The following is a 12,639-nucleotide window of genomic DNA, read 5'->3' as shown; positions in this document are numbered from 1 at the left end:
TAATTTTATTGGTAATACATGAATCAAGTACAGTTCAATACAAAAAGCTTTCAAAAAACAATAGACTTCTTGCAGAACTCGGGAACTCTTAACTCTTAACAGGGAACAGAGAGTAGAAAAGGTACTTTTGCAAGAGGTTTAATGAAAATGCCTTTCCCTAATCCTTAATCCCTAACCCCTAACCCCTAACCCCTAACCCCTAATCCCTAACCCCTAACCACTATTTTCCAGTCAGGCATAATCTAGCTTTCATATTTCTATCCAGTACATAAATTTCTGACATCCTGGGATTTTAGAAAAATATAGCTTTCCAGGAATCACTCATGAATTTAGATACCCATTGCTACAAAACCAGAGGCGGACTTTTTGTTTCTCGCTCAGTGACTAAAACTTCCATTGAAACAGCTATCGAAGAGGTCTTATTGCGTCTAGATTCCCAGCGCGGAGCTTTATTAAAAAGTAGCTACGAATATCCTGGAAGGTATAAGAGGTGGGCAATTGGTTTCATCAATCCTCCCCTAGAACTCGTTACCCGCGAACACAACTTCACCCTCACAGCACATAACGACCGAGGCTTGGTGCTGCTGAAATATTTGCTAGAAATTTTGGGCAATTTACCACAAATTCAGAAAATTAAATTCAACTCCAACCATATATCAGGTTCCGTTGAAAAAATAGAGCAATTCTTTTCAGAAGAAGAAAGAAGTAAACAACCATCTGTCTTTAGCATCATCCGAGAAATTCTCCATACTTTCCACAGTTCAGAAGACCAGCATTTAGGACTTTATGGTGCTTTTGGTTATGACCTAGTTTTTCAATTTGAGCACATGCCCAAGCATTTAAAGCGGGCGGAAACTCAACGAGATTTAGTGCTATACTTACCAGATGAATTATTAATTGTTGATTATTATCAGCAAAGCGCATATTGTTTGCAATACGAATTCGTCACCAATAATAGCAGCACCAAGGGTTTACCTCGCAGCGGTCAAATCATAGATTATCAAGGTAAGCGTCTCACTCCTAAAAAAGCTTCTGACCATGAACCAGGAGAATATGAACAACAAGTAGAAAAAGCCTTAGAATACTTCCGTCGCGGCGATTTATTTGAGGTAGTACCCGGTCAAAGTTTCTTTCAAACCTGTGATAAACCTCCCACAGAACTGTTTAGAAAACTACAACAAATTAATCCCAGTCCCTACGGTTTCATCTTCAATTTAGGGGGAGAATATCTAGTAGGTGCTTCTCCAGAAATGTTTGTGAGAACAGAAGGCAGACGTGTAGAAACCTGCCCAATTAGTGGTACTATTAAAAGAGGTCAAAGTGCTATTGACGATGCTGCTCAAATCTTAAAGCTATTAAACTCAAGCAAAGATGAAGCAGAATTGACGATGTGTACCGACGTAGATCGCAACGATAAATCCCGAATTTGTGAACCTGGGTCAGTAAGGGTTATTGGTCGTCGTCAAATCGAATTATATAGCCATTTAATTCATACAGTAGACCACGTTGAAGGCACACTGCGACCTGAGTTTGATGCTTTAGATGCATTCCTCACCCATTTGTGGGCGGTTACAGTTACAGGCGCGCCCAAACGCTGGGCGATGCAGTTTATCGAACAGCATGAGCACAGCGCTAGACGTTGGTACGGGGGCGCGGTTGGCTACTTAACCTTCCAAGGCGACTTGAACACTGGTCTAACTCTCAGAACCATTCAGTTACAAGACTCCATCGCCGAAGTGCGAGTGGGCGCCACAGTTTTATACGACTCAATTCCCGAAGCAGAAGCCCAAGAAACCATCACCAAAGCTGCTGCTCTGTTCCAGACACTCTACCAAGCGCAGCATCAAAGTAGCGAATTAGCCACCAGTTCAGCCCCAGAACAGCAACCTCATACAGAATCTGGAAAGCATATATTACTGATAGACCACGAAGATTCCTTCGTACACACACTAGCAAACTATATCCGTCAAACTGGTGCTAGCGTCAAAACACTACGCCACGGATTTTCGGAATCAGTTTTTGACACAGAAGCTCCAGACCTTGTTGTCTTATCTCCCGGCCCTGGTAAACCTGATGACTTCCGTCTCCAACAGACAATTACAGCTTGTATCAACCGACAAATTCCTATATTTGGTGTTTGTTTGGGATTACAGGGTATTGTCGAAGCTTTCGGCGGTGAACTAGGAGTTCTTGATTATCCCCAGCATGGTAAAGTATCTCACGTTTCTGTGATAGCCACTGATTCTGTAACTTTCCAAAACTTACCACAATCATTTGCCGTTGGTAGATATCACTCTTTATTTGCTCTAAAAGAAAGCTTACCCAAAGAACTAAAAATTACTGCTATTTCCGATGATGGAGTAATTATGGGAATCGAGCATCAAACACTGCCAATTTTCGCTGTTCAGTTTCATCCAGAATCAATCATGACTTTAGCAGAAGGAATCGGTCTAGCAATTATTAAAAATATAGTTAGTGCGTGTACAACTAAAAAATACGCTGCCATTGTTGCTGTTTGAAACTTCCCCACATTGAATACGTTCAATTTAATTACCCCAGTTTTTTATGGATGCAAACAAGAGTATTTCTACTCTGGAAATCAATAGCCAAATACCTCTAAACTCAGTAAAATCAAACCGCATATTAGCAGAGATTGTCCGGCATAAACAACAAGAAATCGCATTGAGGCGAAAACAACTACCTCTTGTAGATTTACAAAATCAAATTAGTGCAGCCCCAGTTCTCAGAGATTTTTTGGCAGCATTAGAGCAGAATCCTCGTCAGCCCAGCTTGATTGCAGAAGTCAAAAAAGCCTCGCCCAGTAAAGGCGTAATTCGTGCTGACTTCGAGCCTGTGAAAATTGCTCAAGCCTATGAACGAGGCGGTGCTACTTGTTTATCAGTGCTAACTGATGAAAAATTCTTCCAAGGTAGTTTTGAGAATCTGCGAACAATTAGACAGAACGTAGCACTACCGTTATTATGCAAAGAGTTTATTATTGATCCCTACCAAATTTATTTGGCACGAATTAATGGAGCAGATGCAGTCTTATTGATTGCTGCTATCTTATCTAATCAAACTCTGCAACATTTTATCCAATTAATTCAGAGTTTAGGAATGGTTGCTTTAGTAGAAGTGCATACTTTAGCTGAACTTGACCGCGTACTAACATTAACAAATGTGCTATTGTTAGGAATTAATAACCGCAATCTTCAAGACTTTAGTGTTAGCTTAGAAACAACTCAAAGCTTATTAGCACAGCGTCGGGAAAGCTTAAAAAGTTTAGGAATTACAGTTGTCAGCGAATCTGGTTTATACACATCAGCCGACTTAGCCCTTGTCGCCGATGCGGGAGTTCAAGCTGTTCTGGTAGGAGAATCCCTAGTCAAGCAAACTAATATAGAACAAGCCGTCAAATCATTATTGCAAATATAACAGGGAACAGGCAACAGGCAACAGGGTTGAAAGTCGCTTTGTGTAAGCATTTTATCTTTAGTTTATGTCCTCACCTATGTGGCTATGGCTATAGCAACAGAAAGTGTTTCCGCTACACTCAACAACTTACTTGGGAAATAGAACTATAGCTACCTGACGATAGCTTAGGGCATAAACCGAATATAAAACCCAGACACCAACTGAGTTTTGACGCTATCCCCTATTCCCTATCCCCTATCCCCTATCCCCTGCTATCACTGGTTTATTAAGAATGACTTCTATCTCTCAACGCTTTGAATCTTTGCGAGCCAGCAAACAGTGTGCGTTAATTCCCTTCGTCACAGCTGGCGACCCCGATTTGGAAATTACAGCAGAAGCCTTACGAGTTTTAGACTCCAGTGGGGCTGATTTGATTGAATTGGGGGTACCTTATTCAGATCCCTTGGCTGACGGGCCAGTGATTCAAGCCGCTGCAACCAGGGCGCTCAAACATGGTACACGTTTAGCTGATGTATTAGAACTAGCTCAAACAGTCACTCACACTTTGCGATCGCCAATTATCCTCTTCACATACTACAATCCTATTTTGAGCCTAGGCAAAATTTCCTTTCTCAAACAAGCTGCAGCCTCTGGAATTAAAGGATTAGTCGTCCCTGATTTACCTTTAGACGAAGCCAGCGACTTGTTAGAACTCGCCGACGCTGTAGGAATTGAAGTCATCTTATTAGTCACCCCTACCAGTTCTCCAGAACGCATAAAAGCGATCGCTAGTCAATCAAGAGGATTTATTTATTTAGTCAGCGTCACAGGCGTCACCGGTATGCGCTCCCACATCCAAGACCGTGTTAAAGATGTGCTACAGCAAATCCGTAATGTCACAGATAAACCTATAGGCGTTGGTTTCGGCATATCCGGGCCAGAACAGGCACGACAAATGAAAACATGGGGCGCAGACGCCGTGATTGTCGGCAGTGCCTTCGTGGAACGTTTAGCCGAAAGTACACCATATCGGGGGTTGCGCTCCATTAAAGATTTGTGTCGGGATTTGAAAACATCAATTACACCAGACCAATAGTAGAAACATGGCAAGGCTACCTCTCTACAGCCAAATTTATACAGGAATCATACTTGATTTAGAGAAAAAACTCAGTCAGTTCCCCATTACAGTATTATTAGGCAAATTTAATGTTATTAAATACACAGCAGATTCAATCCGCAACTCAATTGCTCAGTCAGCAACCCGATGCCAACGGCAGATTTGGTCAATTTGGGGGTAAGTACGTACCAGAAACATTAATGTCAGCCCTGATTGAGTTAGAATCGGCATTTAAGCAATACCGAGTTGACCCACTGTTTCAACAACAGTTGCAAGCCTTGCTGCGAGACTACGTTGGGCGCGCCACACCCCTTTACTTTGCGGAACGGCTAACCGAGCACTACGCTAAACCTGATGGTACAGGGCCGCAGATTTATCTCAAACGCGAAGACTTAAACCATACAGGCGCTCACAAAATTAACAACGCACTAGCGCAAGTGCTGTTAGCAAAGCGCATGGGCAAACAGCGCATCGTCGCCGAAACCGGAGCAGGTCAACACGGTGTAGCCACCGCTACAGTGTGTGCCAGATTTGGCTTACAGTGCGTAGTTTACATGGGCATCCACGACATGGAGCGACAAGCTCTCAACGTCTTCCGGATGCAGCTGATGGGGGCACAAGTGCGACCAGTGGAAGCCGGAACCGGAACCCTCAAAGATGCGACATCAGAAGCAATTCGGGATTGGGTGACAAACGTAGAAACCACCCACTATATTTTAGGCTCAGTCGCCGGGCCCCATCCATACCCCATGATGGTGCGAGACTTTCACGCAGTCATCGGTAAAGAAACTCGTGCTCAAGCGATGGAGAAATGGGGAGGACTTCCAGATATTCTCCTAGCTTGTGTTGGTGGCGGTTCCAACGCCATCGGGTTATTCCATGAATTTGTCGATGAACCTTCCGTGCGTCTCATTGGCGTTGAAGCCGCTGGTGAAGGTATTCACACCCAAAAACACGCAGCAACCCTCACCAAAGGACGAGTCGGGGTATTGCACGGAGCCATGAGTTATGTATTACAAGATAACGACGGCCAGATTATCGAAGCCCATTCTATCAGTGCTGGCTTAGATTATCCCGGAGTCGGCCCTGAACATAGTTATTTGCAAGATATTGGGCGGGCTGAATATCACAGCGTCACCGACGAACAAGCCCTAGCAGGATTTCAACGCCTCGCACAACTAGAAGGCATTATCCCAGCCCTGGAAACAGCACATGCGATCGCATATTTAGAAACTCTTTGCCCACAGCTAACCGATAGTCCTCGGATTGTACTCAACTGCTCAGGACGCGGTGATAAAGATGTGCAGACAGTGGCTTCTAGGGATGGTGGGGTGATGGGGTGATGGGGTGATGGGGAGTGTGGGGAGTGTGGGGAGTGTGGGGTGATGAGAGAAAAAAAGAATTAAAAAATTTATGCTTACGCTTGTGATCTTCTCCTTCCTTCCCCACCCCCACACCCCCACACCCCCACACCCCCACACCTCCCACACCCCCCACACCTCCCACCCTTCCCACACCCCCCACACCTCCCACACCCCCCACACCTCCCACACCTCCCACACCTCCCACCCTTCCCCATTCCCATGACCAATATAATTACCGCAAACATCAGTGTTGGCAAAAATGCTTTAAGCAACGACGCTGTTAATTGGTCTGCATTACTGCAGCAATTGCTAGACCGGCAATCACTTTCGGTTTCCCAAGCCTCTGATTTAATGTATGGTTGGTTAGCAGAAGCCATTCCCTCAGTGATTTCCGGCGCGATTTTAGCAGCAATTCAGGCCAAGGGAGTATCTGCCGAAGAATTGTTAGGTATGGTGAAAGTGTTATACTCCCAATCATTAAAAGCCACCTTGCGCGATCGCGTTGTTGGTCAATCAGCCTTGGTTGATACTTGCGGTACTGGTGGAGACGGAGCATCAACCTTTAATATTTCCACAGCCGTTGCCTTCGTCACCGCTGCGGCTGGGGTAAAAGTTGCCAAGCATGGCAATCGTTCCGCATCAGGTAAAACTGGATCAGCGGACGTATTAGAAGCCTTGGGTTTAAATTTCAAAACCAGCACCAAAAGAACTCAAGAAGCCGTTGAAGAAGTTGGGATTACCTTTTTGTTTGCACCAGATTGGCACCCAGCCTTAAAAGCGATCGCACCACTGCGAACAGCCTTGAAAGTGCGGACAATCTTTAACCTCCTCGGGCCTCTAATCAATCCCATGCGTCCAACAGGACAAGTTGTAGGTGTCAACGACCCGACAATAGTCGAAACCTTCGCCCAAGTTTTATATCAACTAGGAACTCGGCGAGCGATCGTGCTTCATGGACGGGAAAAATTAGATGAAGCCGGGTTAGCCGACAAAACAGACTTAGCTGTGGTGTCAAATCAAAAAATGCACCTGCTAGCACTAGACCCCCAAGACCTAGGTTTAAACCCCGCTCCCACCAGCCAACTCAGAGGCGGAGATGTCCGAGAAAACGCAGACATCCTCAAAGCCGTCTTACAAGGTAAAGGTACTCAACCCCAGCAAGATGTAGTAATTTTAAATACAGCCCTAGCACTCTACACCAGTGAATTATTACCTGACTCCAGCGACTATTTTGACACCTTCGCCAAAGCCATAATCATTGCCAGAGAAATTCTCCACAGCGGACTAGCCTGGGAAAAATTAGAACAATTGGCACAATTCCTACAGTAAAAACCCAAAGCATTTAATTTTGCTGAGTTCGTAGTCAGGACTTTATGGCAGGGATGAGGGATGAGGGATTAGGAAGGGTGGGAGGTGTGGGAGGCTTGGGAAGACGGAGAAGATCACAAGCGTAAGCATAAATTCTTTAATTCTTTTTTTCTCTGATCTCCCCACACTCCCCACACTCCCCACACTCCCCACACTCCCCACCACCCCATCACCCCTACCCCCTAACCCCTGATTCAGCAAAGCTTAACAACGCAACAATAATTCGCGGTTTTGATAGCAAATTCGGAGTAAGAATGGATATCAAAAGAATGCTTGCTATGTGCAAGCTAGCAAATCCCCAAGAACCCAAGCAAATCACCATCTTGGGTGCTGGTATTGCAGGTTTGGTAGCAGCCTATGAGCTGGAGCGTCTAGGCCACCGCGTCGATATCATGGAAGGTAGCCCCAGAATTGGCGGGCGAGTCTGGACTCATCACTTCGGAGATAGTCCAGAATCACCCTATGGAGAACTGGGAGCAATGCGTATCCCCAGCGAACACAAACATGTCCTACACTACATACAGGAAATGGGGCTGAGTGATAAACTGTGCAAGTTTGTCACCGTGTTCGAGGAGCAAAATGCGCTGATTAATATGCAAGGTAAAGTCTTTCGGATGAAAGATGCACCCCAAATATTCCCACAGCAATATCCTAAGATTTTCGCTGATCCGCGCTACAGTCAAAAGACTAAGCTTTTTGCCGCGTGGTTTAAGACCATCGTTGACACCATATCCCCAGGGGATTTGCGCCACAGCTTAGAGTGTGACCTGTCTTTAAAATTGATGGATGAATTGGAGAGGTTAGATTTAGAGCCATATTTCGATGATGATGGCGAAACTATAGACCTCCACAGTTTCATCAAAGCCAACCCCAGTTTAAGAGCGCGGTGCAGCAAAGCGCTTGACATGTTCCTTAGTGATATCCTGGTCGAGACTAGCCACGATTTATTACAACTAGACGGAGGGATAGATCAGCTCATCTACCGTCTAGCCGCAGCCCTGAAAAATCCCGTCCAGTGTAACCAAAAAGTAGTTGGTTTAGATGTACACGCTGACTACGTGGAAGTATCATTCTTCAAAGAAGGAGAACTGCGTACACGTAGCTGTGACTACGTATTATGTACCATTCCTTTTTCCATAGTGCGTCAAATGGACTTGAGCGGCTTTGATAACGATAAACTAGCCGCTTTCCACAACACCGTATACTGTCCCGCCACCAAGGTGCTGTTTCACTGCACCCAACCATTCTGGGAGCAAGCAGAAATCAAGGGTGGAGCCTCATTCAGCGATGACGGCATCCGTCAAATCTACTACCCTTCTGTCAAAAACAATACTACAGACGGTAGCACGCTCTTAGCTAGCTACACCATTGGCGACGATGCAGACAAATTAGGCATGATGTCCGATTCAGATCGTTACATCTACGTCAAAAAAGCCGTCAGCAAGCTGCACCCAGAAATTGACAAACCCGGTATGCTCCTAGATACAGCAACGATCGCCTGGGGTAATTACAAGTGGAGCGCGGGCGGGTGTTCCATTCCCTGGGGCGGCGACATCACCAGCGAATCTAACCATCACATCCACTACCTAGAAGCCGCCAGACCCCAAAAAACGCTTTTCTTCGCAGGCGAACACTGTTCTCGATTTCCCGCTTGGCTTCAAGGCGCCGTTGAATCCTCAGTCGAAGCAGTATACGATATCGTCGCCCATCAACCTGTCAAAGAATTCACCACCCCCACCCCCTTAGTTGCCACCGCCAAAGTAAATTTTCCTAGATTACCAAGTATAAAATAAACACAAGCTTGGAGCAGTGGACATGAAATATTAGTCATTTCTCCCCCACCCCCCCACACCTCCCACACTCCCCACACCCCCCACACCTCCCACCTCCCCACCTCCCCATCTCCCCACCTCCCCACACCTCCCACACCCCCCACACTCCCCACCCATGAGCATCCTAAACTTCCCCCGCCTCCATTTTCACGGCTCCGCCCGCATCCACGCGCCCACAGGCAACAAAAATGGTTTAGCTGACCTCAGTACAAATACTGTGTATATGAATGGGGTTCCCTTTGATCATCGCCGTTCTTTATCTGAGTTTCACAAATACCTGTATGATTTGGGGCCACGGTTTAACACCCAGGGGGAATGGGATGAGAAAGGCCCTTTTAGTATGGCGATGGGGTGGGATTTCGGGGGTAACGGACACTTTGCAATTGATGCCAAAATTATCAGCGCCCAACCAGAGTTCGGCGAGATTGACCACAAAGACCCGATAGTGGGACGCAGTGTGGAGATGTGGGGTCATTACAATGAATACTTGGGTACAAGCTTCAATCGTGCGCGCATTTTTGATTGCGATCCTGCATCCAACTGGACAACCACAATTATGGTAGGACAGTTGACCTGCGGACGCCAGGGCAGTTCCCATCAAGTCCCGAATTTGATCTCTGCTCCTGTTGCAGGTATGCAACCCGCCCGTTGGCAAGACTTCCATCATATCCGGGAATTACCTGACCACTGCCTCAATAGTGAGTTTCAGCGTGCGGCTGTACATCAATTCACCATCTCTAAAACTGCAGCAGATTTATTGTGGGGCGAAGAGTCAGCACTCTCACCAACGGTATCTTTGCTACAAGAAGCGATGAAGTGTCATCATGTTTTGGGGTTAGTTGTGCAGTTCAGCTTGAGCAATATGTCAGCCCCAGTACAGCCAGACTCGCCCAGTTTCTGGGAACTGCATGGAAGCATTGGTTTGTGGTGTGAGGGCGAGATGAGTACTTACCCTCATGGTCGGTTGCTGACTCCTAGCCAAGATGCATCTGCAAAAAAGCTTTCTAACTTGAGTGTCCAGGTTAGTTCTCAAGGCGTGAGTTTGAATATGGTGACAGCAGTACCGTGTGTGGGGCGGGCAATGAAACCGGGGCCAGGGCCAACTCATGCGATCGCTGCTAAACTTGACCTTGGTGAGTTGCAATTACGTACTGTTTCCACTCAACGGTTAATAGCCAGAATCCCCTCCCAAGCTTACCAACTAGAAGCACATCAACTCACCAGCGGCATTGTCGATGTCCCATTAGCCGCACCTTGGGAAAATCTGCGTGACGAAATTGAGCACCAGGGTTTGTGTATTGTCGATGCACAAGGACAAATTCTCGCCCAAGAAAAAGAAATCAATCTCCAGGTAGATGAAAGTTGTCTATTTTTAGAGTTTCCTAATTGGAGAACAGTTTCCCGAAAAGTTGATTCTGCCACAGAAGTAGAAATCCGCTCGTTTGTGCGGGGGCGTCCTGCACCAGTCGAGGCGGTCTACCTACACCAGTTCTACAACCCCAGAGCATTACCTCATCTACGCTATAAATTTGAGCAAGACCCAGCCAACATCGGTCAAACTTTTCACTTCCCTCCTAGTTCGGAACTGAATATATTACATTTCAAACCGGGTAAACGGGAGGAAATTGATAGCTTTGCCACTACATGTGTGGTTTCAACTAACGAGCAAGGGCGGGGATGGGTGACTTTACATGGCATTCAGCCAGGAACTACGCGGGTGTTACTATCGACAGAACCTGTGACCAGTTTCCAAAATGATGGCGACAGATGGATTCAAGAAACCCAAAATCGCAAATGGTCTGAGCAGCTACCGTCGGCGTTGGGCGATCACTCTCATCCCGATCAAGCTATCATTGCTAACGATGACAATGATTTACTTGGTTTCTGGTCTGGTGCAGGTTTCTTCGCTATCCGGGTACTACCTGATGACTGGCACTTACAAGATATTGAAGACGACGCCGTAGACTTCAACTTCATCTATGAGCACATTTTGGCTTACTACGAGCTATGTTTCTCGTTCATGAAAGCAGAAGTTTTCAGTCTCGCTGACCGTTGCAAAGTTGAAACCTACGCCCGTTTGATGTGGCAAATGTGCGACCCCGAAAATCGCCACAAGACCTATTACATGCCGCCATCACGAGATTTATCGCAACCAAAAGCAATGCTTTTACGAAAGTTCTTGCACAACCAGCAGCAATTGGGTTATGTCCCCGATTCTCCAGCCCTACCAAAGCGCACTCAGCGCACCATCCAGACTCGTGATGAATTAGTTGCGGCTTTGCGACATGCTGCAGAAATAGAAATAGCAGTCATGCTGCAATACATCTATGCAGCTTATTCCATTCCCAACTACGTGACTGGAGAAGAATATGTCCGTCGCGGTTTGTGGACACAAGCACAGCTACATCTAGCCTGTGGTAATGGTCAAGAAGGACGAGACTACGGGATACGGGGAGTGTTGCTGGAAATTTCCCACGAGGAAATGATCCACTTTTTAATGGTCAACAACATTCTCATGGCGATGGGTGAGCCTTTCTACGCTGCAGTTCCTAACTTTAGCGAGATTAATCAACATTTTCCTATAGATGTTGACTTTGCCCTCGAACCCTTCAGCACTGCAACCATACAGCGGTTCATGCGTTTTGAATGGCCTGATTTTCTGGAAGCAGATTTAGCCGCAGATACCGATAGCAACGACCCGACAGCAAATCGCCTCCACGGCTACGGTTCTTTAAGTGAGTTATATCGGCAAATTCAAGCAGCAATTCAAAATATCCCAGATTTATTCATTGTTAAAAAAGGTCTTGTTGGCGGTGAGCATCATCTATTTCTGCGTGAGGACTTTAACAAACTTCACCCAGATTATCAATTGCAAGTTGATGATGTGGAAAGTGCGCTGTTTGCCATCAACTTAATTGTTGAGCAAGGAGAAGGATGCAATCCCAACTCACCTCAGTTTGCTCAATCCCACTTCCAGCAATACTGTCGCATCGCCCAAGCCTTAGCTCAACAGCATGTGAGCACCACTTCCACATTACCGTGGAATCCTGCCTATCCCGCCTTGCGTAATCCCACACTGCACTATCGAGATGGCAACACCAACATTGTGACGATCCCCGAAACTCGTGCGGTGATGCAAATTTTTGATGAGTGCTATTTCTTGATGATGCAACTGATGGTACAGCACTTCGGGTTAACACCCACCGCTAGCTTCAGACGCTCGAAAATCATGAATGCAGCCATTGACGTGATGACAGGGATGATGCGTCCTTTGGGTGAATTGTTAGTCAGTATGCCTTCCGGTAAACGCGGTAAAACAGCAGGCCCCAGTTTTGAAATTGCTATGCCTATGTATATTCCTACACCAGAGGTTGCCTGTGAAGCGATCGCCCGTCGGTTTCAAAATTTATCCCAGCGAGCCGGAGAATGTGACGCTATTCACAGCACCGTGACGTCCATGTTTGATTTTTATACAAAATTCTTTGCAGATTTAGCCAAAAATCCGCAACGGCTGCTTCATTAACAGGCGTTGTTGAATCAGGAG

9 protein-coding genes are annotated in these 12,639 nt (G+C 46.2%); 7 read left to right on the top strand and 2 right to left on the bottom strand.

Translation table 11 applies throughout. The features are described 5' to 3' along the window. Positions 1-323 precede the first annotated feature (323 nt). The 4 genes from MIC7126_RS0125555 to trpB all read left to right on the top strand — a co-directional run bounded on the left by MIC7126_RS0125555 (position 324) and on the right by trpB (position 5,874). Complete coding sequence (locus tag MIC7126_RS0125555; protein ID WP_017655975.1) at positions 324-2,519, top strand: anthranilate synthase; 2,196 nt, start codon at positions 324-326, stop codon at positions 2,517-2,519. A gap of 46 nt (positions 2,520-2,565) precedes the next feature. After that, positions 2,566-3,435 carry an indole-3-glycerol phosphate synthase TrpC gene (gene trpC / locus MIC7126_RS0125550; RefSeq protein ID WP_017655974.1) on the top strand — a complete coding sequence of 290 codons (870 nt, stop codon included), beginning with the start codon at positions 2,566-2,568 and terminating at the stop codon, positions 3,433-3,435. A gap of 271 nt (positions 3,436-3,706) precedes the next feature. Continuing rightward, the gene (gene trpA / locus MIC7126_RS0125545) at positions 3,707-4,510 is read left to right on the top strand and encodes a tryptophan synthase subunit alpha (RefSeq protein WP_017655973.1); all 804 of its coding nucleotides are present in this window, start codon (positions 3,707-3,709) and stop codon (positions 4,508-4,510) included. A 110-nt stretch (positions 4,511-4,620) separates the two neighbouring features. Then, positions 4,621-5,874, top strand: a complete 1,254-nt coding sequence (gene trpB, locus MIC7126_RS0125540) for a tryptophan synthase subunit beta (RefSeq protein WP_017655972.1) — start codon at positions 4,621-4,623, stop codon at positions 5,872-5,874. On the opposite strand, the gene MIC7126_RS30895 is transcribed toward trpB, so the two are convergent. After that, a complete protein-coding gene (locus MIC7126_RS30895) occupies positions 5,849-6,100 on the bottom strand; it encodes a hypothetical protein (protein ID WP_017655971.1) in 252 nt (83 codons plus the stop codon). The genes trpB and MIC7126_RS30895 overlap by 26 nt on opposite strands. A 14-nt stretch (positions 6,101-6,114) precedes the next feature. Here MIC7126_RS30895 and trpD point away from each other — a divergent pair, with 14 nt between their 5' ends. Further along, a complete protein-coding gene (gene trpD, locus MIC7126_RS0125530) occupies positions 6,115-7,224 on the top strand; it encodes an anthranilate phosphoribosyltransferase (RefSeq protein WP_017655970.1) in 1,110 nt (369 codons plus the stop codon). Positions 7,225-7,517: 293 nt separating this feature from the next. Then, positions 7,518-9,056: a flavin monoamine oxidase family protein gene (locus MIC7126_RS0125525; protein ID WP_017655969.1), complete on the top strand. Its 1,539-nt coding sequence runs from the start codon at positions 7,518-7,520 to the stop codon at positions 9,054-9,056. 30 nt (positions 9,057-9,086) lie between these two features. On the opposite strand, the gene MIC7126_RS32320 is transcribed toward MIC7126_RS0125525, so the two are convergent. Next, positions 9,087-9,218 carry a hypothetical protein gene (locus tag MIC7126_RS32320; protein WP_017655968.1) on the bottom strand — a complete coding sequence of 44 codons (132 nt, stop codon included), beginning with the start codon at positions 9,216-9,218 and terminating at the stop codon, positions 9,087-9,089. Between MIC7126_RS32320 and MIC7126_RS0125515 the strand changes: the two genes are divergently transcribed. Further along, entirely contained in the window at positions 9,211-12,618 is a 3,408-nt protein-coding gene (locus MIC7126_RS0125515) for a ferritin-like domain-containing protein (protein ID WP_026100529.1), read from the top strand. The genes MIC7126_RS32320 and MIC7126_RS0125515 overlap by 8 nt on opposite strands. Positions 12,619-12,639: the final 21 nt, after the last annotated feature.

The organism is Fortiea contorta PCC 7126 (assembly GCF_000332295.1).
GTDB lineage: Bacteria > Cyanobacteriota > Cyanobacteriia > Cyanobacteriales > Nostocaceae > Fortiea > Fortiea contorta.
This window is presented reverse-complemented; position numbering and strand designations above follow the sequence as displayed.